The following is a 20,999-nucleotide window of genomic DNA, read 5'->3' on the forward strand; positions in this document are numbered from 1 at the left end:
GAGGAAAGATGAAGAAGAGTATTTTAAAATCCAACACGCTGCTGAAGCTGTTTTTGGTCCTTGTTGCCATAGCGGCCATCGTGCTGCTCTCCAAACAGTGCAACAACTATCAGCTGACGATTGTAAACTCCGCCATTATTTATTTTATCTCGGCAATGGGCTATACGGTCATGCTCGGAATGGGCGGCATGATGCCGATGGCGACGGTCACGTTTATGGGCTTCGGCGCGTTTTTCACGGCGCAGCTCTCGAAGAACTTCGGTCTGCCGACGCCGCTGGCGGGGCTTCTCGCCGTGGCGGGCGCAACCCTGATCGCCTACATCCTCTCCATCATGCTTGTGCGCCTTTCCAGCTATTATTTTGTGTTTGGTACCATTGGCCTGTGCAACATGATGGCAACGGTTTTTCAGAATTACAAACCGCTTACAAACGGCGCGGACGGCATCAACGGCATACCCAAGCTCGAGCTTTTCGGGTTCCAGTTCCGCTCGCTGAGCGACTGGTGCCTGCTTCTCTCAGGCATTGCGCTGATCATTATGTTTATTGTGTCCCGAATTCGCAAGAGCTCTCTCGGAAGAAGCCTGATGTCCATTCGGGACAATGCGGTGGCGGCGGAAACACTGGGAGTCAACATCCGCAGGACCAAGAGAATTGCCTTTACGATCGGCTCGATGTTTTCGGCGATTGCCGGAATGCTGGTGGCGTACCACAACGGCGTTGTGAGCGCATCGCTCTTCACGTTTAACGTGCAGCAGAATCTGCTCATGATGGTGATGCTCGGCGGCATCAACAGCACGGTGGGTGCGCTCGGCGGCGCATTTCTCATTCAGTTTATGCCGGAAATGCTGCGGCCGATTCAGGAGTATATGCGCCTGATTCAGGGCATCATGCTGATTTTGCTGATGATATTCATGCCGATGGGCATTCACGGATTGATCAAAACAGCATATGAAAAACTGAAAGGTAAGATCATGGTGAAAAAGGAGGTGAGCCGCGTTGAAAGCGAAGAACGCACAGGAGCTTTTAAGAGCTGAGGAACTGACCATTACATTTGGCGGACTCACAGCGGCTGACCACGTCTCTTTCCATGTGGCTTCGGGTGAGATCATGGGCCTGATTGGCCCGAACGGCGCCGGCAAAACCACACTGCTGAATCTCATCAGCGGCATTTATCAGTGCGACTCGGGCAAGGTGTACCTGGATGGCCGGGACGTGACAAAGGTACCCTCTCACAACCGGGCCAGAATGGGCCTTGGCAGAACATTTCAAACGCCCCGTTTCCTGCACCGCTCCTCCATTCGTGACAACCTGATGCTCGGCACAGACCTCGGCAGCCAAATCGGCTTTTTCAAATCTTTCATGGGCAAGCAGAACCTCGAATTTGAGCAGGAGGTCGAAGAGCTCATGGAGTATGCGGGCTTTGCAATCGATTGGCACAGCGACATCAACGCGCTTCCCTTTGGCCAGAGAAAGCGCCTTGAGATTGTGCGCTCGCTGCTTGCGCATCCGAAAGTGCTGCTTGTCGACGAGCCGGCGGCCGGGTTGAACACAAAGGAGCTCCAGTATGCAGAAAATCTCCTGCGATACGCGGTGAGCAAGGGAATTGGCGTTGTTCTCATCGAGCATCAGATGGATCTTGTCATGAATGTCTGCGACAGGATCATCGTGCTCAATTTCGGCAAGCTGATTGCCGAGGGGACCCCGAAAGAGATCGCGTCGAACCCGGCGGTCATAGAAGCCTATTTGGGGAGGAAGAGTCATGCTCAAAATTAGTAATCTTCACGCCTACTATGGGACGATTGAGGCGCTCAGAGGCGTTGATCTCGAAATCCGGGATGGGCAGATCTGCACGATCATCGGAGCGAACGGAGCCGGCAAGACCACGCTGCTCAAGTCGATATCCGGAATTGTCAATCGCACAGGGCTTATCACATGGGACGAAGAGGATATCTCAAAGTGCAACAGCCTGCAGACCGTGCGAAAGGGAATCGTGCATGTGCCGGAGGGCCGCCTCGTATTTCCCGGCCTGTCGGTTCGAGAAAATCTCGAGATGGGCACCATCAACTGGCATGGCTTTTTCGGGAGAAAGCCCTACGATGAGGACTTGGAAAAAGTCTATGAGCTCTTTCCGAGACTCCTGGAGAGAAAGGATCAAAAGGCGTGGAGCCTCTCGGGCGGCGAGCAGCAGATGCTGGCCATCGGGCGTGGTATGATGGCGCGTCCAAAGCTTCTCATGCTCGACGAGCCCTCAATGGGCCTGGCGCCGAAGCTGGTCGACGAGATGTTTAAAAAGATAGTTGAGATCAATCGGACGCACCACATTCCCATTCTTCTCATAGAGCAGAATGCAAATCTTGCGCTTGAAATATCCGATTATGCCTATGTGCTCGATCAGGGGAAGATCGCGGTTCACGGCCCGGCCGACGAATTGCGCACAGATCCTCAGGTTACGAGAGCGTACCTCGGCGCCCACGCCAATGAGAGTGTGCACGTGGGAAATTGATCCACTCAGAGTACAGAAAGCGGGCGACATTTGTCGCCCGCTTTCTGTTCGCCAATGGCATCACCGATATTGCTTGTCCTTGAGATCTGCAAAATATTTTTGGGGGGAAACGTGATACTTTTTTAGAAAACAACGGTAAAAACAGGAGTAGTCGCTAAAGCCGCATTGCTCTGCTGCGCTGCTGAAAGTAACACCGGAGCGGATGAGATTTTCCGCAATTTCCAAGCGCTTATTGATGATATACTGATAAGCTGTACTGCCGGTAAGATCCTTGAAAAAGCGCATGACGCTGTATTTGTTCATACAGACATAATTTGCAATATCGTTGATGGAAATGGGGGAGTCAATGTTTTCAATGATATATTGTTCGATCATGTTGAGCAGCTGAATTGGCTGGAGCCTGGCGGTAGGCGCGGTCGAATTCTCGTCGTAGAACAGCTCTGCTATTTTTACAAAGAGCTCTGAGAGATAGATGTCCGACAGCACCTCGTACCCGAACGGATGCTCCTGGTAGACGGTGAGAATCTTGCCCAGAAGCATGCGGATCTGGCTTTGGACATAGTAGGGAAATCGGTAAATTTCCAGGGTGCTCTGTTTAAAGCACACAGAGAAGTCTATGCCTCCCCGTGAAAGATCGTCCAGTGTCTTCTGCTTGATCTGCAGAGTGATGCGCTCATAGAGTGTGTTGGGATTGAGCAGATGGGGGCCATGCTTTTCATAGGCACGTATAAATACCATATCTCCCGGCTTGAGTTTAAAAACACCGGACGGAATCTGATAGGCGACGCTGCCGTCTACAATGAAAACCAGCTCATGAAAATCATGGCAGTGCAGATGCAGATTCTGTTCGTTTTTTCCTGAGAGATACCGAATCGAGAACTTTTCCAGAAGAGATTCGTTGTATTTTATCAATTCCGATTTTTGTAAACGCATTGATAACCTCGTCCCTTTTAGCTTGATTTAGATAGTGAATACGTAATGATGCAATAAAAACCGAGCTTATATATATTTAAGAAAGGATTGCTGACTGCATATACAGACAACAATCCTTTCTGTGGTTGGGATACGGTTACTCTTTCGATATTATGTTTTTCAATTTATTGCGACGGGAAAACAGATCACGGCGTCATCATGATTTTGAGGGCCTTTTTCTGTTCGACCATGTCGCAGGCCTCGTTGACCTCGTCGAGTTTCATGTAGTGGGAAATGACCGCGTCAAAGTCGAGCTTGCCATCCTGATACAGATCCAGCATCGTCACGTAGGCGGGCATGGAATACCCCTGAATGGTCTTGATGACGTTCTCGTTGCGCACGAAGTTCCAGGGGCGGAAGCTGACCGTTTTGCCCTCAAAGCCGCTGCCGGCGATGATGCAGGTACCGCTGACCGCGAGAGAGTGAATGGCGTTCTCAACGCCGCCCACCTTGCCGGTGACTTCAATGGTATAATCGGCGCCGTGTCCGTCGGTCAATTCAAGGATTTTTGCGACAGCATCCTCCTTGTCAGCCATGATCACATCGGTTGCGCCGAGCCGCTTGGAGGCCTCCAGACGCTCCTCGTCGTCGCTCAAGCCGACCATGATGATCTTCCGCGGCGAGGTCATTTTGACGGTCTGCACGCAGAGCTGACCGCAGGACCCCGGGCCGAAAATGGCAACAATACTGCCGGGCTGAATGTTGGTATCGTAGACCGCGGTCACGGCCAGAGCGGCGTTTTCAATCAGCGGCACATGTTTAAAAGGCATGAAATCGGGCACGTGCCCGAGAGATTCCTGGTGGATTGCGGCGTATTCGGCAAAGCCGCCGTTGCGGTCGATGCCCCAGTGAATCCAGTGGGTGCACTTTCTGCCCGCAATGCATTCGCGGCAGACACCGCAATACAGGGAGTGCGTCTCGCGAATGCGCTCGCCGACCTTGAATTTGGATACCTGAGAGCCAACTTCCACCACGGTGCCGCAGAACTCGTGCCCCGGAATCAGCGGGGGAATCACAGGGCCATGACGCCCCATAAACGTGTTGTTGCGAATCGCGACGTCGGTGCCGCAGAGTCCGATGGTATCGACTTTCATGAGTACATCGAGCGGTCCGAGCTCCGGAATGGGAACCTGTTTTACAACGTACTTTTTGGTTTCGTCAACCTTGACGGCGGCTTTCATCGTTCCGGTCATTTGATACAGCTCCTTTCATTGTTACCTCAGGGATTCAGCATAATTTTAACGGCCTGCTTGGCTTCAACCAGGTCGCATGCTTCGTTGACTTGGTCAAGCGGCATATACCGGGTAATCACCGAGTCAAAATCCAGTTTCCCGGATTTGTACAGATCGAGCATGGTGACATAGGCCAGACCATTGTAGCCCTGGATGGTCTTGATGACGTTTTCGTTGCGGACAAAATTCCAGGGCTTGAAGTGAACGGGTTTCCCCTCAAAGCCGCTGCCGGCCACGATGCAGGTGCCGCTGACGGCAAGAGAGTGAATGGCATTTTCCACAGCGGCGGATTTGCCCGTGACCTCGATCGCGAAATCGGCGCCGTGGCCGTCTGTGAGTTCCATGATCTTTTTGACCGGGTCCTCAGCGTCGGCGTTGATCGCGTCGGTTGCGCCGAGCTCAAGAGACTTTTTGAGACGCTGCTCATCATCCCCGAGGCCGACCATAATCAGGCGAAGAGGGGATGCCATGCTCACCGTTTGCACAAGCAGCTGACCGCAGGAGCCGGGGCCGAAAATGGCGACTGTGCTGCCGGCGGCGATCCCGTTTTGCGTGGCGATGCGAACCGCCATCGCGGCGTTTTCAGTCAGGGGCGCATGCCTGTAGGGCAGAAAATCGGGAAGAGGAAACAGCGACTGCTCATGAATGGCCGCATACTGCGCAAAACCGCCGTTTTTGTCAATGCCCCAGTGAACCCAGTGCGTGCATTTTCTGCCCGCGATGCACTCGCGGCAGACGCCGCAGTACAGCGAGCGCCGTTCAAATACTTTGTCGCCCACCTTGAATCGGGAGACGGCAGGGCCAACATCCACGACCTCGCCGGTAAACTCGTGCCCCGGAATCAGCGGCGGCTTTACCGGGCCGTGCCGCCCCATAAACGTGTTGTTGCGAATGGCGACATCTGTGCCGCAGAGCCCGATGGTATGCACTTTCACCAGTACGTCCAGCGGGCCGAGTTCGGGAATGGGTACCTCGGTTACCACATACCTCTTCTGCTCGTCGACCTTGACGGCCGCTTTCATCATACCTTTCATTTGCGCACCTCCCAATTTCGAGTTGCCGCGATACCGGGAAACGAGCCAATGAGATGCATTGCAGATTGTAGAGAGCCCTGCGAAAACCTTGCAAATACTGACGTGTGTGGAAAACCCGGTATTGAGGCATTGCGATTGTTTCATTGAATTTATAATACTGAAATTTAAAAAGCAGATACAGTGTTATTGTTGGTTGCGAGATTGCAATAAGTGCGTAATCGCAAGGGGCATGAGCATGAAAAAACGGGCTCGTATCGCATGATACGAGCCCGCTTTATGGCGGCGTATTCTCTTCACAGAGAGATTTCCTGCAGCCTCAACAGGGTCTCTATGTATATTTCGCAGGCGCGCAGCGCCTTTGTAAAATCGTAGGCCTCGTTTTTCATGTGGCCGTTTCCGGCCCAGGAGGGCTTTACCGCGTCGTGGAACGTGGCCCCATAACTGACCGCATTGTCCATGCAGCGCGCATAGGTGCCGCCGGATAAGAGCATGGGCTGTATGTCGGGTTCACCGACCGCCTCGCCGTAAATGGAGCAGAGCGCTCTTACGCCGGGATGATCCGGCTCCAGATAGAAGTAGGGGCTGTTCGATACATTTTGGACCTCAAAGCGGTTTTCCCGAGCCGTTGAGGCGATGTGGAGCGCGAGCTCCTCGGGGGAGAGCGCCGTGTTGTAGCGGCAGTTGACGTTCAGCACCAGCCGGTTGTCGCGCAGAGAGAGCATGCCGCCGATGATTGTTGTGGGCTCAAATCGTCCGTCCGGTATATTGATGCCGAACGCACGGCCGTCAAAGTGTTCGGTGGCCAATTTGATAAACTGTGCGGCTGCGGCCTCTTCGCCCTGGAGCGCCCCTGTTTCGCAGAGAAACTGCATGAGCAGATGGTTGGCATTCACGCCTTTTTCGGGCATGGCGGCATGGGCGGCGCGGCCGGTCGCAAGAACCGAGACGCCCCGTTCGGTCAGCTCAACGGCAATTTCTTCGCGGCCCTGAGCCGCTCTTTGCACCAAATCATAGGTTTCTCTTTTCAGCAAGGCGCTCGCCCGGTCGGCCACGGCGTTGGTGACCACACCGCCTGTAAGCTCCAAAATGGCTCCGTCTTCGAGCTGCTGTGATACAAGGTCCGCCGTATAAATTCCCTTTTCGCCGTTGCCGACGGGGAAGTGGAAGTCGGGTGTGAACGTAAAGACCGGCTGCGGGTAGCGGCGCTTGTAGTATGCGATGTCGCTCATGCCGCTCTCTTCATCGAGTCCGATCAGAAACCGGATGCCGTAGTTGAGAGGGATGTTGTTTTCAATGAGGTATTTTACGGCGTAGGCGGTGATGACAAACGGTCCCTTGTTGTCGGAGGCGCCGCGCCCGACCAGACAGCCGTCCCGCTCGATGCAGCGGTAGGGCTCGCTGTCCCACCCGCTGCCCTCGGGAACGACGTCGATGTGGCCGATGATGCCGAGAAAGCGGTCTTCTCTGCCGTAGTGACCAAAGGCGATATGCCCATCGCAGTCCGTCACATTCATGCCGAGCTCGGAGCAGATCTTCATGGCTTCCAGCTGACAGTCGCGCACGCCCTTCCCGTAGGGAGCGCCGGGCATGGCGGCAGACTTTACGCTTTTGATGTTCACCAGCCGTTTGATGTCACGCTTGATGTTGCTTTCGTTGTCGGCGACAAATTTTTTGATATCCATACGATCACTCCCTGTCTGAAAAAGATTCAAGGCAACTATAACACAAAAGCGGCTCGTGCAACATTGTCATAAGTAGATTCTTGCCCGCGCAAAAACAGACATGCAAAAGAGCCGCGTTACGGCTGTGTAACGCGGCTCTTTTCAGTAGAGAATAACTTTGACGGCGCGGCCCTGTTCGAGACAGTAGTTGATGACAAACTTTGTGCCGGGCGATTTTCCATCCCACACGGCGAGCACCAGATCGCTGTAGGCGACGATCTGGCGATTGCGCTCGAGCGGAGCACTCTTGGCATATTTGTGGTAGTTTGGCAGAAAGGTCTTCAGCGCAAGGCCGTTTTCCCGCGCGTAGCGCTCGGCGAGCCGGTCGATTCCAACGGCGCCGCCGCTGACGATCTCAGAGGCGTTGAGCGGCACATACTGCGCGAGCAGCTCATAGACTGACTCGGGCGCCTTGCGCGAGCCGATGATAGCGACTTTCACAAATCCACATCCCAAAGCTTTTTCTCAATTATAAATCAAAATTTTACAAAATTCAAATTCGGCGCTCAAAAAAGGCAGCTCGTGTTTTCCCTGCCAATCAGCATAAAAATTGTAACAAATAATTCTCTTCGTTCCATCCATATTAAGAGGGAACGGAGGGATGCAATTTGAAGAAAAAAATGACAAAGTTCTTTGCATTTTTTCTCGTGCTCTGCACTGTGATCACTCCGCTTTTACTCTACCAGTCTGTGCGAAGTTCCGTTCCTGACAGCATCGCGATTTTTCAGGGGAACAGGCTCAACGAAACCATTGCACCAGTCGTGCTGGAGACGGCGTCGGAGGGCGAAAATCCGTTTGACACCGTAGGCCAGCAGGTCATGCAGGCGAAGCTCTTCGGGGTGGTGCCCATCAAGGAGGTCTCGGTCAGCGTGCTCAAGCGCACGACGCTGATCCCCTCGGGCAGCACGTTCGGAGTAAAGCTGTTTACAAACGGCGTGATGGTGGTCGGCATGTCGGATATACACACAGCCGACGGCGACAAGAATCCAGCCTACCTCGCGGGAATCCGGGTGAGAGACATCATATTGGAAATGAATGGGGTGAGAGTATCGACCATTGAAGAGGTGGCAAGCTGCTTTGAAAACGGTGCGGGAACGCCGGTAAAGCTCAAGGTCTCCCGTCAGGACACCGTCTTTGAAACAGAGCTTGTACCCGTTTTGTGTTCCGACGACTCAAAATACAAAGTGGGACTCTGGGTGAGGGACAGTACGGCCGGCATCGGCACGATGACCTTTGTAGACCCGGAGAACCGAGTATTTGCCGGTCTCGGCCACGGAATCTGTGATGTGGATACCGGGGATATCATGCCGCTCTATTCCGGAAGTGTGGTAAAAGCGCAAATCATGGATGTCAACCGAGGAGAAAAAGGCGCCCCGGGCGAGCTGATCGGCACCTTTGACGAGAGTGTCGTCATCGGTTCGCTTCTGGGCAACAGTGAGACAGGAATTTATGGTATAATCGAAAACGAACAGTACGCGCAGGGCGAGGCCATGGTGGCCGCGTCAAGCGACGAGATCCACGAGGGGCCCGCAACGATTTTGACAACGGTCGACGGCGATCAGCCGCAGGAGTATGAAATTCAAATCACCAAGGTGATGAGAGGCAGCGGCACAACATCGAAAAACATGATGATCAAAGTGACCGATGAAGAGCTGCTCAAAAAGACCGGCGGAATCGTGCAGGGCATGAGCGGCAGCCCGATACTCCAGGATGGAAAACTCATCGGCGCCGTCACGCATGTTCTGGTCAACGACCCCACAAAGGGCTATGGAATCTTCATTGAAAACATGATCGAAGAAATCCGCCAGATAAAAACACAAAATCAGTCCTGAATTTGCCGATATTGTGGATAAATTGCCTTTATCCACAATATCGTGTACATAAATTTGAAAAATTTGGAAAAAAAGGCTTGCATAGTATTCCATTTAATGGTAATCTATTGTCATAATCTTTGTTTTGGGAGTGTGTGAGACAATGGAAGAGAAAAGCAAAATCCTGATTGCGGATGACAACTATGACGGGAGCCTTGTTACCAAGGGGATTTTGGAATCCTACGGTTTTGAGGTGACCGGGATTGCCAAAAGTGGGGAAATGGCAATTCAAATGGTCAAGGAGCACCAGCCGGACGTTCTTCTTCTCGACATGTGCATGCCGAGAGTCGACGGCATCGGCGTGCTCAAGGCGCTTTCGAGTATGGAGCTCAAAAAGCGCCCGGTGATCATCATCTATTCCTGCATCGGCAATGAGGAGCTGACGGAGCAGGCAATCAATCTTGGCGCATCGTATTATCTCTACAAGGACAACGACTATGAGCTGCTCGCCGAGCGCATCAGGCTCTTCGCCGGGAGTGGGGCGAGAAGCGCGGTGCCGCACATCGACAACAGCATGGCCGAACGCAGAAAAGAGGTCAGCATCGAGAAGTACGTCACCGAAATTCTCCATGAGATCGGCGTACCGGCACACATCAAAGGCTACCAGTATCTGCGCGAGGCCATCATCATGGTGATCAACGACATCAAGGTCATCGACTCCATTACAAAGTTATTGTACCCGGCTGTTGCAAAAAAGTTTTCGACAACATCTTCCAGAGTCGAGCGCGCCATTCGCCACGCAGTTGAGGTTGCGTGGGACAGAGGCAACGTCGATACGCTCAACCACTATTTCGGCTACACGGTACATACCAACAAGGGCAAGCCGACAAACAGCGAGTTCATCGCCATGATTGCCGACAAGCTCATACTCCAGCTCAAGTGCAGCTGAGTGAGTCTCAACCGGGACGCGAGGCGCCGGGAGGAACCGATGTGTTCTTCCCGGCGCTTTTGATAAATTTACAAAAAAAGAGCCGGTACGCATCGGAAAAGTCTGCGTACCGGCTCGTCGCTGTTCGCCTGTTTCAGGGGAGGGGCGTATCAGTTGCCGAGATTGAGAACCATTCTCACGGCGATCAAAAGCGCCTGCTCGCGGGTGGCGTTGGCATAGCCCTCAGCCTGCTGCTTGGTGGTGACATTCTTCGGCGCGAACATGTTGTTGTCCATGCCGCCCATGATGCCGTTGGCAGCCATGAAGTAGACGCTGTCTTTGGCCCAGTCGGAGATCTGCGCGTCGTCAGCGAAAGGAGCGGGCTTTGTGTAGTTCAGGCTGAATTGGTCGTCAGTGGCGAGCGTCCAGCCCGGAATGGAGACTTTCTTGAACACTCTTGTCAGCATGGTGGAGGCCTGCTCGCGGCTCAAAAGCGAATCCGGCTCATAGGTGTTCTCGGTGACACCGCCCACCGCACCGATGTTGTAGGCTTTCAGCACTTCGACATCGGTGCAGTCGGTGAAAGGATCGTTGACAGCGGGAATGGCGGCAGTGCCGGAGAGCGCCTCATACACCTTGACCACCACGGCGGCAAACTCGGCTCTTGTGATATCCTCCGTCAGATCCTGTCCACGAGACAGTCGGGGATCAGCCCGAGAGAATCGGCCTTTTTCAGCTCCTCTTTGGCCCATTCAGAGGCAAGCCCGTCGAAGTCGGAGCTTCCGCTTTCCCCGCCGGGAGTCGTCGGATCGCCCTCACTCTCGCCCTCGCCGGGAGTTGTGGACTCACCCTCACCCTCGCCGGGAGTTGTCGGGGGAGTCGCAAAACCGCCTAACTCACTGTAGAGTCTGTCGGTGAGCACAGCGAACTCCGCTGCACTGAGAGCGCCGCTCTCATTCAGCTCGCCCTCTGCGGTACCGTTTATGTATTTATGGTCGAAGAAATACTGAATCGCGGAGCCGTCGCCCACGGGGAGCTGAAACAGCACGGCGATCGCCTCACAGCCGTCGGCCCGCGTGGCGGTGGCGGCGGTGTTCTGGGCGAATTTTCCGCCGTCATAGCCGGCAGCACGCAAAACGGCGGCGATTTCTCCGTACGTGATCGGCGCGGTGCTGGCGACAAAGACATCGCTGCCAAGAATCTCATTGAGCCTGTCTACCGGCTCGCTCATCCAGCTGGTATCCTCTTCGGCCGCCACTGCCGTCGGAACCAGCCCGACGACCAGGACAAGCGCCAGCAAAAGCGCGAGAAATTTGCCTGTTCGTTTTGTTTTCATAATGCTCTTTCCTTTCCTTTGATATTTCACCGGGCAGAGTTTTGGGCTGCCCGAATGTCTCTTCAAAAGCGGCGATGCTTTCGGCTTGCAACGCTCACAATAGAGAGGAATTATAAAATTTATACCACAAAAAGAGTGCGCTTTCAACAAATCACCCGCAAATTCCGGCCGGTCCGCTGCACGCGGCGATTCAGCTCTGCCCGTTCTCCCTGGCGAGCAGATAGTTGACATACTGCTTTGCCGTTCGCGGCGAGAAACTGCCCCGCCTTGTCGCCCAGCTGTTGGCGCCCGATTCGAGCGTGTCTACCGGCAGCGACAGGCCGTGATCGGCGGCGAGCTGGCGCACAATCTCCATAAATTCCGCCTTTTTCGGCGTTGTGAAAGTCACGGTGATGCCGAAGCGATCCGACAGGCTGACCGTCTCATCGAGCGTATCGCCGAGATGCACCTCGTCGTCGCCGCGCGAGGAGAAAGTCTCCTGAATCAGGTGGCGGCGATTTGAAGTCGCGTAGATGACCATATTGTCGGGCAGCTTGTTCGAGGAACCCTCGAGCACGGCCTTGAGCGCGGTGTAGCTGTCGTCCGACTCCGAGAAAGAGAGATCGTCCGCAAAGACGATGAACTTCATGGGAACGCCGGCGAGCCGGTCGATCAGCCGCCCGAGGTGGCGCAGGTTGTGCTTTGCCACCTCCACAAGCCGCAGCCCGCGGGGGGCGAGGGCGTTGACAATGGCCTTGACCGTCGAGGACTTTCCGGTTCCACGGTCGCCGTAGAGCAGGATGTTGTTCGCGCGCACACCGCGCATGAGCGCCTCGGTGTTCTCGAGAATCGTGCCGCGCTCGCGCTCATAGCCCTTGAGATCGGCCAGAGTGATCTCATCCGGGTGGGTGATGGGAATGAGCTCCGCTTCGCCCAACTCGCACTCGAAAGTGAAGCTGCGCCAGCGCCCGAATCGGCCGTAGCCCCGCTGTGTGACAGATTCGGCGAGGGCGCGCAGATCGTCCCAGCCGTCAAAGGCGAAACGGCTGTGGCCGGTCTCATAGTCGGGCAGCTTTGCTATGAGCGCCGCGTAGTCGGGAAAGCAGTCCGCGAGATGCGCCTTGAGTTCGGCGGCGGGCGTGTGGGCGAGAAGCGAGAGGGCCTGCAGGTCGCTTCGTGCGGCGCCGGTGAGGAGCGCCGGCAGACTCTCAAACCCACCGCGCGCGCAGCTGAGTGTAAAGAGATTCTCCGCATGGAGCACGAGGTCGTAGACATAGTCTGTCAGATTGCCGCAAAAGGGGCTGCTCGCGAGCTCACAGAACATTTCGGCATAGATCTCGGCGACCTGTTCGGCCGACTGGAACTGCTTGCCGGTGAGCTTGCGCAGCTTTGCAAGCACCGGGTCCTCCATGAGGTCCCTGTAGATGGTGACGCCCTTGAGCGAGAAGCGCAGGATGTCATTCTGGTTCATAAAAATCCCTCCGTTGCGGGTGTGGAATACTCTCAGAATATCACAGGAAAGCCCGCTTGAAAAGCCTGCAGAGCCCGGATTGTCATCAGATTGTATGCCTGTCGCTTGCGATTTGCGCGAGTTCATAGTATACTGTAATCAATCCGTTTCGCACGGTTCGCTTCTTGGGGTTGATTTAGGAGGAAGAAATGTTTCAGGTAGGGGATAAGGTTCTGTATCCGATGCACGGGGCCGGAGTCATTGAAAACATCGAAGAAAAAGAGATTTTGGGCACCACACAGGCCTACTACATTCTCCGTCTGCCGCTCGGCGATATGAGAGTGATGATTCCCGTAAAGCCGAATGAAAACGTGGGTCTTCGCTATGTGGTCAAGAAAGACCGGGCAGACTATGTCATGCGCAATCTCAGCGAGTTCACCACTCCCGAGTGCTCCAACTGGAACAAGCGCTACCGCGAGAACATGCTCCGCCTAAAAAAGGGCGGCATCGAGGACGTGGCTGCCGTGGTCAAAACGCTCATGGAGCGTGACCGGGACCGCGGACTCTCCAACGGCGAGCGCAAGATGCTGCTCTCGGCGAAGAATATCCTCATAAGCGAAGTGGTGCTCGCCTCCGACCGGGAGAAAGACGTGGTGGAGCATGAGCTCGACGCGGCGCTCTTCGGCGAGTCGTAAGAATTGCTTTTTGCCCGAAAAAAAGATAGAATGAAGCCGTGATGGTCATCACGGCTTTTTTGTTCGTCATGCACGAGAACAAAGCCTCATAGAGATAGAGAGAATATGCCGTCTGCAAACGGGAGACTGCGCGTCATGGGAGAGCACCCGCTCGCGGACGGTACGGTAAGGGAGTTGCAGCACATGTCACTGTTCAGCAGAGTCCGGCGTCTGTTCGGCGGCGAGACGCCCGAGCGCGCCTTTGTCACAGCGGTCGTCCTCGCCGGCGGCAGCGGAACGCGCATGGGAGCGGGTGAGGGCAAGCTGATGATCGAGCTTGCGGGCCGGCCGATTCTGTTTCACACGCTTGAGGCGTTTGAGCGGGCGCGGCTGGTCGACGAGGTCGTCGTGGCCGCCCGTGAGCAGGATCTGCTCGCGGTGAGCGACCTCGTGGTGGAGTGGGGACTTGTCAAGACCAAGAAGATCGTCTGCGGCGGTGCGACACGCCAGCAGTCCATGCAGGCCGGGCTCGGTGAGGCGGACGAGCGGTGCCGGCTTGTGGCGGTCCACGACGGCGCGCGCCCCTTTGTGCGGCCCGAACAGATTGATGCAGTGGTCGCCCAGGCGCTGCGCACGGGCGCGGCGGCGCTCGGCGTACCGGTCAAGGACACGCTCAAGCGTGTCGGGGCCGACGGCCGCATCAGAGCCACGGTGGACCGCGCGGAGCTCTACGCCATTCAGACGCCGCAGGCATTCGGCTTTGACGAGCTCAAGACCGCGCTCGCAGTGGCGCAGCGCGAGGAGCTCGACTTCACCGACGACTGCCAGCTCTTCGAGAAGATGAACTGGCCCGTCAGTGTCGTGCCCGGCGACTATGACAACATCAAAATCACCACGCCTGCCGACCTGGCGGTCGGCGAGGCAATTCTGGAGAGGAGGGCCTGGGGCGATGAGGATCGGACACGGGTATGACGCCCACCGGCTGACAGAGGGAAGAAAGCTCATTCTCGGCGGTGTGGAGATTCCGCACGACCGTGGCCTTGACGGGCACTCGGATGCCGACTGCCTGCTCCACGCGGTTGCAGACGCGCTGCTCGGCGCGGCGGCGCTCGGCGACATCGGGCGCCACTTCCCGGACAGCGACGAGCGCTACCGCGGCATCGACAGCCGGATTCTGCTGCGCGAGACGGTGCGCATGCTCCGGGAACAGGGCTACACGGTCGGCAACATCGACGCGACCGTCGTTGCGCAGCGGCCGAAGCTCGCGGAATTCTTAGAGCACATGCGCGAGAACATCGCTGCGGACTGCGGTATCCCGGTGCAGCAGGTCAACGTCAAGGCGACGACAGAGGAGCGCATGGGATTCACCGGCGCGCTCGAGGGCATTGCCTGTCACGCGGTCTGTCTGATTGGGCAGCAGGAAAAGACACAATTTCTCTGAGTGCAAACGTTGTCGCGTCCCGGCGAAAGAGAAGCCCTGCCGCTGGGGGCTGCGGGAGAGTGTTCCACGGTGACGGGGGAGGAGCAGGTTTTCAAAAACGGCCCAAACGGGCTTTTTTTGATCGCAGGCGTTCTCTTTTGAATATTGCGCTAAAAAGGAGGCCAATGATATACTGTTAACAGAAAACGCAAGCCGCGTTTTCGCACAGGTTATGATGTACATCCATAGCTGTTAGATTGGAGGACCCGAGATGAACTGGTATCCCATTCTGTGGCTGATCGCAGCCATCATACTGGCCCTCGCAGAGCTCGCGAGCGTACAGCTTGTCTCCATCTGGTTTGCGCTCGGCGCGGTCGTCGCCATGCTCGCGTCGCTGCTGCACATCAGCTTTTACGCTCAGCTCGTGGTCTTTGTCGTGGTATCGGCTGCGGCCCTCGCCGTGACGAGGCCGCTTGTGAAAAAGACGCTCGACGTCAAAAAGACGCGCACCAATCTCGACCGGACTGTCGGCCAGACCGGCGTCGTCGAGACGGCGGTTGACAACCGTCTGGAAACCGGGCGGGTTCTTGTGGACGGCTTGAGCTGGTCGGCTCGCAGCGAGAGCGGCGAGCCCATTGAGCCGGGCACAACGGTAGAGGTCGCGCGCATCGAGGGCGTCAAGCTCATTGTCCGCAGAAAATAGCGTATGAACCCCATAAAAAAGTATAAGGAGTTGCGCAATGGAAGTTTTTATCATCATCGCCCTGATTCTGGTCGTTCTCATTCTTCTGGTATCCCGTATCCGCATTGTCCCGCAGGCAAAGGCCTATGTCATTGAGCGCCTGGGCGCCTACTATGCCACGTGGGAGACGGGTCTGCACTTTCTGGTGCCGTTCATTGACCGGGTCGCGCGGCGCACCAATCTCAAGGAGATGGTCGTTGATTTTCCGCCCCAGCCGGTCATCACCAAGGACAATGTCACCATGCAGATCGACAACGTCGTGTTCTACCAGGTGACCGACCCGAAGCTCTTCGCCTACGGCGTGGAAAATCCCATGTCGGCCATTGAGAATCTGACGGCGACAACGCTGCGAAACATCATCGGTGAGATGGAGCTCGACCACACTCTCACCTCGCGCGATATCATCAATTCCAAGATTACAAGCATTCTCGACGTCGCCACTGACAAGTGGGGCATCAAGGTCAACCGTGTGGAGCTGAAGAACATCATTCCGCCCGCCGAGATTCAGGACGCGATGGAGAAGCAGATGAAAGCCGAGCGCCAGCGCCGCGAGTCCATTCTGCGCGCCGAGGGCGAAAAGCACAGCCAGATTCTTGTCGCCGAGGGCCAGAAAGAGTCTCAGATTCTCAAGGCGCAGGGTGAGAAAGAGGCGGCCATCCTCCACGCCGACGCGGTGCGTGAGCAGAAGATCCGCGAGGCGACCGGTGAGGCCGAGGCCATTGAGCTGATCCAGAAGGCGACGGCCGACGGCATCCGCATGCTCAAGGAGGCAGGCGCCGACCAGAGCGTTCTCGCGCTCAAGTCGCTCGAGGCGCTGGCGAAAGTGGCCGATGGCAATGCGACTAAGATCATCATCCCGAGCGAGCTTCAGTCCCTCGCAGGGCTTGCAGCTTCGGCAAAGGAGCTCTTCAAGGATTGAACCGGTACAGACAGGCGGGCTTGCCCGCCTGCCTTTTTTTCAAACGCCGGCGCAATCATACAAAAACCCCTTTTTTGCGCCGGACAACTGTGATAGAATAATTTCATTGGGAACAGCGGCGCCGCGCAAACGGGTGCCGTGACAAACTACAGGATTCGGCGGTAAGTGACATGGATAATCTGTCAGGTTTCTTCAGCGATGTAAAAAGCGTCTTTCTGTCGCAGCTCTCGGAGTTCAGCTTCTTTGACTTTCTGGATCTGGTGCTCGTTGCGTTTCTGGCGTACCAGTTGATCAAACTGGTGCGGGAGACACGCGCGGCGCAGCTGATCAAGGGAGTTTTGTTGCTTGTCGTCCTGATGCAGGTCAGCGAGCTGCTCAACATGAACACGACCTATTTCATCATGAAAAACTCCATGCAGTTCGGTCTGCTCGCCATATTGATTGTCTTTCAGCCGGAGCTTCGCCGCGCGCTCGAACAGGTGGGCCGCAGCAAGATCAGCACCAAGATTTTCAACTTTGACGAGGTGGGCCACGCCCGCGAGGAGGTCAAGACCAGAAACACCATTGAGGCGGTCTGCACGGCGTGCGAACATCTCTCGCGAAACAAGATCGGCGCGCTGATGGTCTTCGAGAGAAAGACCATGATCGGCGAGTTTATCAAATCCGGTACGGTGATTGACGCCGGGGTGACAGGGGAGCTGATCGTCAGCCTCTTCTTTCCAAACAACCCCCTGCACGACGGGGCAGTCATCTTCCGCGACAACCGCATCCGCGCGGCGGGCTGCTTTCTGCCGCTGACGCAGAACCTCGATCTGAGCAAGGAGCTCGGCACACGCCACCGCGCCGGCATCGGCATCAGTGAGAACTCCGACGCCTTTGTCATTGTGGTCTCGGAGGAGACGGGCAAGATTTCGACCGTCAACAACGGCACCATCATCCGCGGGTATCACATCGACTCGCTGCGCGAGACGTTGGAAAACGAGCTCATGCCGAAGACACCCAAAAAGAAATTCAACCTGCCCCGCTTTTTAAAGAAGAAAGGGGGCGAGCAGCAGTGAAAAAATTCATCTCCAACAATGGAATGCTCAAGGTCCTGGCCGTGCTGATCGCCTTTGTGCTGTGGATCTTTGTCGGCATGCAGAATCCCGAGACCGAAAAGGCTTTTAAAAACATCCCGGTTCGCATTGAGTTTGCGCAGAACAATCCCGCGCGCGACGAGCTGTCCATCATCAGCAGCAAGAACCAGAAAATTGAGATCTCCGTGCGCGGAAGAAGAAGCGTTCTCGACAACATTCAGAGCGCCGAGATCATCGCGTGGGTTGACCTCGACGACGTCACCGAGCCCGGCGAGTACTCGCTGCCGGTCCAGATCACCATGCCGGTGGGCGATCTGCTCATTGAGAGAAAGACGCCCTCGTCGATACTCGTGCGCGTTGACCGCATCGTCATGAGCGAAATCCCCGTACAGGTGAGTGTGAGCGGCGAAATCGACGACAACAACTATCTGCGCGGCCAGACGACGACCGATCTGAAGACCATCGAGGTGACGGGTCCCGAGCAGGAGCTTGGCAAGATTGCAAAGGCGGTTGTCGACGTGGAGCTTCAGGGCAACGTCTCCATCGAGAAACAGTATTATCCCTACCGGTTTGTGGACGCCGACGGCAACACCATCGAGCCGGAGGGCGTGACAAGCGAGACCCAGAAAATCCGCGTGAGCGTACCGGTGCTCCGAAAGAAGACGGTGCCTCTGCGTGTGGAATTTGCCAATATGAGCGAGGATTGGGACCAGTCGGTCGTCACGCATACCATCGAGCCCGACCGAGTTGAAATCGCGGGTGAAGAGTCCGTAATCAACAGCATCAGTGAGATCGTAGTCGGCAAGATCGACCTGTCCAAGGTGGAGGGAACGGCGGAATTCGCCTTTGACATCATCTATCCCAATGGTGTCACCTCGGTGGACAGCATCAGGAGCGCCAGGGTCACCGTAACGGTCAGCGGCATGATTACCAGGGAGTTTACAAGCGACCAGTTCGTGGTGGAAAACCTGCTTGACAGCTATGTCGCCGAGGTGGTGAGCGACCCGGTCACCGTGTCGCTGCGCGGCCTTGCGGAAAATCTGGAGCTGCTCACCGACGACGATGTCACGCTGGTCGTCGATCTGCAGAATAAGATGCTCCAACCCGGCACCTATGAGGTGACGCCGACGCTGCGGCTCACCGAGGGCGCGGATGTGGCACTTGTCGGCGAGCTGCCAAAGCTCAAAATCAACATCACACAGCCGTAGAAGCAGCGGGCCGGCAGAGATGCCGGCCCGCTTATCTCATGGGAGGAATGGTATGAAACTGGGACTGGCGCTCGCCGGCGGAGGAATCCGCGGCTACGCGCACATCGGGGTCTTGAAAGTTCTCGAGGAGAATCACATCCCGCTTAGCTACATCAGCGGGGCCAGCATGGGCTCCATACTCGCGGCGCTGTTTGCGGCGGGCTACCCGGCGCAGGAGATTCGCGAAGCCGCGCTTGAGGTCGAGCAGCGCTTTGTCAAAAAGAAGATCTTTGCCAACCCCAAATTCAAAATTTTTCCCCTGTACATGAAGCGCAAACTCGAGGGCCTCGTCGATGGCGGGGCGCTGGAGTATGAGATCGATAAGCTCTTTGAAAGAGTCAGCATCAAGAAGATAGGCGATGTCAAGATTCCGCTGTGCATCTCGGCGGTGGACATCAACTCGGGCCGGCTCGTGCTGTTCGTCTCAGACAAATCGCTCTTTCCGGCGGGGGATGATGTGATCTGCATCGACGACGTTGACCTCAAGACCGCAGTGCGGGCGTCCTCCTCCTACCCGGTCGTTCTCAATCCTACAAGTTATAAGAACTACCGCCTGGTGGACGGAGGGGTGCTGATGAACATTCCCGTTGCGCCGCTTCGACGTATGGGGGCGGACAAGGTAATCGCTGTCAATTTGGTAAACCGCAGCCGCCCGAGCGAGGCCAGGGGCCTCTTTGACATTGCGGTGAGAACCATCGACATCATGGGAGACGCGGGCAACGCCGCGCTGGCGCGGGACGCCGACTACACGCTCGATGTGGGGCTCGACGGCGTAGAGGTCTTTGACTTCGGCAAGGGGGAGCGCTGCTGTGAGATCGGCGAGCAGTGTGCCCGTGAAAAGCTCGACGAGCTCATTGAGGCGGCCTTTCTGCCGAGGGGGATCTGATGGAGCGAAGAGGAAGAGTTCTGTCCGTTCAGGGGGAGATCGCCCGGGTCGTGGTGTATCAGCAGAGTGCCTGCGGCGACGGCTGTGCGGGCGGCTGCGGCATGTGCGCGGCGGCGCCGGACCTGACGATGGAGGTTCACAATACCGCGCAGGCCGCACCCGGCGACGAGGTGCTCGTGGAGCTCGCCGGGCGGCCAGTGGCGGCGCTCGCGGCGCTGCTCTATCTGCTGCCGCTGGCGCTGGGTTTTGCGGGATACTTTTTCGCGGCCGCGCTCGGTGCGGGAGAGGGCCTGTCAGCGCTCGCCGCGCTCGCGGCACTGGTGCTGGGCTTTGTCCCGGCGGTACTGGTCAGTCGAAACATGAGTGAAAAACCGGGCCGGGTTCTCTCGGTTCTGTCAAAGGAGTAAAAGAGATGAATGAAATTGCAGCAAAAAACAGTCTTCGCGCGCTCTTTGCCATTGAGGATGAGCTGCGCGCCGCGCCCGTGCTTACAGCGGACAGTCTCGAGCCGGAGCGCACCGCCTTTGTCATTGTGGACATGATTCGCGGCTTTGTGCATGAGGGCGCTCTCGCAAGCGAGCGCAACGCCGAGGCAATCGGGCCGGTCGAGGCTTTCAGCGAATACTGCCAAAAGAATTTTATCGAGCAGGTGGCCTTTGTGGACACCCATACACAAGGCGCGGCGGAGTTTGCTTTCTTTCCGCCCCACTGCGTTGAGAACACTGCCGAGTGTGAGCTCTGCAGCGGCATTCGGCAGGCAAAAGTCATCAAAAAATACGCGGTCAACGGCTTTCTGGAAGAGGAATTTCAGGCGTGGCTTGCCGCCCACTCTCAGATTGACACCTTTGTCGTCGGCGGCGTCTGCTCGGATCTGTGCGTGCTGCAGTTTGTGCTGACACTGCGCTCGCACTTCAACCGGCGAAACGAATCCCGGCGCATCGTCGTGCCCATCGATATGGTGCAGACCTACGATCTCGGCGAACACGAGGGAGATCTGATGAATCTGTTTGCGCTCTACAACATGAAGCTCAACGGCATCGAGCTCGTCAGCGGCGTCGACTGCTGAGGG

23 protein-coding genes are annotated in these 20,999 nt (G+C 56.2%); 15 read left to right on the top strand and 8 right to left on the bottom strand.

The features are described from left to right. The first annotated feature begins 8 nt into the window (after window positions 1-8). Genes H8695_RS00320 through H8695_RS00330 form a run of 3 tightly spaced genes read left to right on the top strand, consistent with a single transcriptional unit; the run spans window position 9 to window position 2,503 of the window. Window positions 9-1,034, top strand: coding sequence for a branched-chain amino acid ABC transporter permease (locus H8695_RS00320; RefSeq protein ID WP_249298780.1), 1,026 nt, complete (start codon window positions 9-11; stop codon window positions 1,032-1,034). After that, window positions 997-1,773, top strand: a complete 777-nt coding sequence (locus H8695_RS00325; RefSeq protein ID WP_249298781.1) for an ABC transporter ATP-binding protein — start codon at window positions 997-999, stop codon at window positions 1,771-1,773. Before H8695_RS00320 ends, H8695_RS00325 begins: the two co-directional genes overlap by 38 nt. Next, on the top strand, window positions 1,760-2,503 hold the full coding sequence (locus tag H8695_RS00330) for an ABC transporter ATP-binding protein (protein ID WP_249298782.1): 744 nt from the start codon (window positions 1,760-1,762) through the stop codon (window positions 2,501-2,503). The genes H8695_RS00325 and H8695_RS00330 overlap by 14 nt, the downstream gene beginning before the upstream one ends. Window positions 2,504-2,563: 60 nt before the next feature. Here the strand turns inward: H8695_RS00330 and H8695_RS00335 are convergent, their stop codons facing one another. From H8695_RS00335 to H8695_RS00355, 5 genes are all read right to left on the bottom strand, one after another. Next, on the bottom strand, window positions 2,564-3,436 hold the full coding sequence (locus H8695_RS00335) for a helix-turn-helix domain-containing protein (protein WP_249298783.1): 873 nt from the start codon (window positions 3,434-3,436) through the stop codon (window positions 2,564-2,566). Window positions 3,437-3,621: 185 nt separating this feature from the next. Continuing rightward, window positions 3,622-4,668 carry a zinc-dependent alcohol dehydrogenase gene (locus tag H8695_RS00340; protein WP_249298784.1) on the bottom strand — a complete coding sequence of 349 codons (1,047 nt, stop codon included), beginning with the start codon at window positions 4,666-4,668 and terminating at the stop codon, window positions 3,622-3,624. A gap of 26 nt (window positions 4,669-4,694) precedes the next feature. Beyond that, complete coding sequence (locus H8695_RS00345; protein WP_249298785.1) at window positions 4,695-5,741, bottom strand: zinc-dependent alcohol dehydrogenase; 1,047 nt, start codon at window positions 5,739-5,741, stop codon at window positions 4,695-4,697. A gap of 293 nt (window positions 5,742-6,034) precedes the next feature. After that, complete coding sequence (locus tag H8695_RS00350; protein WP_249298786.1) at window positions 6,035-7,423, bottom strand: Sapep family Mn(2+)-dependent dipeptidase; 1,389 nt, start codon at window positions 7,421-7,423, stop codon at window positions 6,035-6,037. A 141-nt stretch (window positions 7,424-7,564) separates the two neighbouring features. Next, window positions 7,565-7,903: a DNA-processing protein DprA gene (locus tag H8695_RS00355; RefSeq protein ID WP_249298787.1), complete on the bottom strand. Its 339-nt coding sequence runs from the start codon at window positions 7,901-7,903 to the stop codon at window positions 7,565-7,567. A 179-nt stretch (window positions 7,904-8,082) separates the two neighbouring features. Between H8695_RS00355 and spoIVB the strand changes: the two genes are divergently transcribed. Further along, window positions 8,083-9,294 (top strand): SpoIVB peptidase, encoded by a 1,212-nt coding sequence (gene spoIVB, locus H8695_RS00360; RefSeq protein WP_249298788.1) that lies wholly within the window; start codon window positions 8,083-8,085, stop codon window positions 9,292-9,294. Window positions 9,295-9,436: 142 nt separating this feature from the next. Next, window positions 9,437-10,222, top strand: a complete 786-nt coding sequence (spo0A, locus tag H8695_RS00365; protein WP_249298789.1) for a sporulation transcription factor Spo0A — start codon at window positions 9,437-9,439, stop codon at window positions 10,220-10,222. A gap of 149 nt (window positions 10,223-10,371) precedes the next feature. Here the strand turns inward: spo0A and H8695_RS11640 are convergent, their stop codons facing one another. The 3 genes from H8695_RS11640 to H8695_RS00380 form a co-directional block, all read right to left on the bottom strand. Then, window positions 10,372-10,845, bottom strand: a complete 474-nt coding sequence (locus H8695_RS11640; RefSeq protein ID WP_249298790.1) for an S-layer homology domain-containing protein — start codon at window positions 10,843-10,845, stop codon at window positions 10,372-10,374. 35 nt (window positions 10,846-10,880) lie between these two features. Continuing rightward, window positions 10,881-11,537 carry a hypothetical protein gene (locus tag H8695_RS00375; RefSeq protein WP_249298791.1) on the bottom strand — a complete coding sequence of 219 codons (657 nt, stop codon included), beginning with the start codon at window positions 11,535-11,537 and terminating at the stop codon, window positions 10,881-10,883. Between the two features lie 190 nt (window positions 11,538-11,727). Next, window positions 11,728-12,987 carry an ATP-binding protein gene (locus tag H8695_RS00380; RefSeq protein WP_249298792.1) on the bottom strand — a complete coding sequence of 420 codons (1,260 nt, stop codon included), beginning with the start codon at window positions 12,985-12,987 and terminating at the stop codon, window positions 11,728-11,730. A gap of 188 nt (window positions 12,988-13,175) precedes the next feature. Here H8695_RS00380 and H8695_RS00385 point away from each other — a divergent pair, with 188 nt between their 5' ends. From H8695_RS00385 to H8695_RS00430, 10 genes are all read left to right on the top strand, one after another. Next, complete coding sequence (locus H8695_RS00385; RefSeq protein ID WP_249298793.1) at window positions 13,176-13,661, top strand: CarD family transcriptional regulator; 486 nt, start codon at window positions 13,176-13,178, stop codon at window positions 13,659-13,661. 135 nt (window positions 13,662-13,796) lie between these two features. After that, entirely contained in the window at window positions 13,797-14,612 is an 816-nt protein-coding gene (ispD, locus tag H8695_RS00390) for a 2-C-methyl-D-erythritol 4-phosphate cytidylyltransferase (protein ID WP_249298794.1), read from the top strand. Continuing rightward, window positions 14,590-15,081, top strand: coding sequence for a 2-C-methyl-D-erythritol 2,4-cyclodiphosphate synthase (gene ispF, locus H8695_RS00395; RefSeq protein ID WP_249298795.1), 492 nt, complete (start codon window positions 14,590-14,592; stop codon window positions 15,079-15,081). The genes ispD and ispF overlap by 23 nt, the downstream gene beginning before the upstream one ends. Window positions 15,082-15,331: 250 nt before the next feature. Then, on the top strand, window positions 15,332-15,763 hold the full coding sequence (locus tag H8695_RS00400; protein ID WP_249298796.1) for an NfeD family protein: 432 nt from the start codon (window positions 15,332-15,334) through the stop codon (window positions 15,761-15,763). Between the two features lie 37 nt (window positions 15,764-15,800). Beyond that, window positions 15,801-16,721, top strand: a complete 921-nt coding sequence (locus tag H8695_RS00405) for an SPFH domain-containing protein (protein WP_249298797.1) — start codon at window positions 15,801-15,803, stop codon at window positions 16,719-16,721. Between the two features lie 170 nt (window positions 16,722-16,891). Continuing rightward, the gene (gene cdaA, locus H8695_RS00410) at window positions 16,892-17,779 is read left to right on the top strand and encodes a diadenylate cyclase CdaA (protein ID WP_249298798.1); all 888 of its coding nucleotides are present in this window, start codon (window positions 16,892-16,894) and stop codon (window positions 17,777-17,779) included. Next, window positions 17,776-19,005 (top strand): CdaR family protein, encoded by a 1,230-nt coding sequence (locus H8695_RS00415; protein WP_249298799.1) that lies wholly within the window; start codon window positions 17,776-17,778, stop codon window positions 19,003-19,005. The genes cdaA and H8695_RS00415 overlap by 4 nt, the downstream gene beginning before the upstream one ends. A gap of 52 nt (window positions 19,006-19,057) precedes the next feature. After that, window positions 19,058-19,930, top strand: a complete 873-nt coding sequence (locus tag H8695_RS00420; RefSeq protein ID WP_249298800.1) for a patatin-like phospholipase family protein — start codon at window positions 19,058-19,060, stop codon at window positions 19,928-19,930. Beyond that, entirely contained in the window at window positions 19,930-20,337 is a 408-nt protein-coding gene (locus H8695_RS00425) for a SoxR reducing system RseC family protein (protein ID WP_249298801.1), read from the top strand. The genes H8695_RS00420 and H8695_RS00425 overlap by 1 nt, the downstream gene beginning before the upstream one ends. Before the next feature lie 5 nt (window positions 20,338-20,342). Continuing rightward, complete coding sequence (locus H8695_RS00430; protein WP_249298802.1) at window positions 20,343-20,996, top strand: cysteine hydrolase family protein; 654 nt, start codon at window positions 20,343-20,345, stop codon at window positions 20,994-20,996. Window positions 20,997-20,999: the final 3 nt, after the last annotated feature.

Source organism: Feifania hominis, from assembly GCF_014384765.1.
Classification (GTDB): domain Bacteria; phylum Bacillota; class Clostridia; order Oscillospirales; family Feifaniaceae; genus Feifania; species Feifania hominis.

Coding starts and splice junctions, on each gene's coding strand:
- H8695_RS00320 (WP_249298780.1), top strand. CDS start 9: ATGAAGAAGAGTATTTTAAAATCCAACACGCTGCTGAAGCTGTTTTTG.
- H8695_RS00330 (WP_249298782.1), top strand. CDS start 1,760: ATGCTCAAAATTAGTAATCTTCACGCCTACTATGGGACGATTGAGGCG.
- H8695_RS00335 (WP_249298783.1), bottom strand. CDS start 3,436: ATGCGTTTACAAAAATCGGAATTGATAAAATACAACGAATCTCTTCTG.
- H8695_RS00340 (WP_249298784.1), bottom strand. CDS start 4,668: ATGACCGGAACGATGAAAGCCGCCGTCAAGGTTGACGAAACCAAAAAG.
- H8695_RS00345 (WP_249298785.1), bottom strand. CDS start 5,741: ATGAAAGGTATGATGAAAGCGGCCGTCAAGGTCGACGAGCAGAAGAGG.
- H8695_RS00350 (WP_249298786.1), bottom strand. CDS start 7,423: ATGGATATCAAAAAATTTGTCGCCGACAACGAAAGCAACATCAAGCGT.
- spoIVB (WP_249298788.1), top strand. CDS start 8,083: ATGACAAAGTTCTTTGCATTTTTTCTCGTGCTCTGCACTGTGATCACT.
- spo0A (WP_249298789.1), top strand. CDS start 9,437: ATGGAAGAGAAAAGCAAAATCCTGATTGCGGATGACAACTATGACGGG.
- H8695_RS00375 (WP_249298791.1), bottom strand. CDS start 11,537: ATGAAAACAAAACGAACAGGCAAATTTCTCGCGCTTTTGCTGGCGCTT.
- H8695_RS00380 (WP_249298792.1), bottom strand. CDS start 12,987: ATGAACCAGAATGACATCCTGCGCTTCTCGCTCAAGGGCGTCACCATC.
- H8695_RS00385 (WP_249298793.1), top strand. CDS start 13,176: ATGTTTCAGGTAGGGGATAAGGTTCTGTATCCGATGCACGGGGCCGGA.
- ispD (WP_249298794.1), top strand. CDS start 13,797: ATGGGAGAGCACCCGCTCGCGGACGGTACGGTAAGGGAGTTGCAGCAC.
- ispF (WP_249298795.1), top strand. CDS start 14,590: ATGAGGATCGGACACGGGTATGACGCCCACCGGCTGACAGAGGGAAGA.
- H8695_RS00400 (WP_249298796.1), top strand. CDS start 15,332: ATGAACTGGTATCCCATTCTGTGGCTGATCGCAGCCATCATACTGGCC.
- H8695_RS00405 (WP_249298797.1), top strand. CDS start 15,801: ATGGAAGTTTTTATCATCATCGCCCTGATTCTGGTCGTTCTCATTCTT.
- cdaA (WP_249298798.1), top strand. CDS start 16,892: ATGGATAATCTGTCAGGTTTCTTCAGCGATGTAAAAAGCGTCTTTCTG.
- H8695_RS00420 (WP_249298800.1), top strand. CDS start 19,058: ATGAAACTGGGACTGGCGCTCGCCGGCGGAGGAATCCGCGGCTACGCG.
- H8695_RS00425 (WP_249298801.1), top strand. CDS start 19,930: ATGGAGCGAAGAGGAAGAGTTCTGTCCGTTCAGGGGGAGATCGCCCGG.
- H8695_RS00430 (WP_249298802.1), top strand. CDS start 20,343: ATGAATGAAATTGCAGCAAAAAACAGTCTTCGCGCGCTCTTTGCCATT.